Genomic DNA, 252 nt, shown 5'->3' on the forward strand with positions numbered 1-252 from the left:
AGCAACTGCGCCGGGCCGGCAAAGGCTACGTGCTCGGGGTCAGCAGCGCTCATGTGTTTCGATCCTGGGGCAAGCGACCGCCGGTCTCCGGTACGGCCGCAGACATCGCCCGGACGCGGCGCTCATCGAGCTATGGCGGAATCTGGGTGATGACGGCCTGAGAAGGGCGGCGTATCGAGGCGGGTAACCAGCCAGCCAGAACCTCACATGGGATGGTTCGTGTCAAGGCCATCAATCGCAATGCATCAGCAG

Annotated in this window: 1 pseudogene; it reads left to right on the plus strand. The window is 63.9% G+C overall.

Annotated features, from left to right (window positions below):
• Window positions 1–134: pseudogene (locus tag ACZYOF_RS44860) on the plus strand (IS701 family transposase); the annotation flags it as partial.
• Window positions 135–252: the final 118 nt, after the last annotated feature.

It is taken from the genome of Bradyrhizobium sp. LeoA1Lang, from assembly GCF_055413685.1.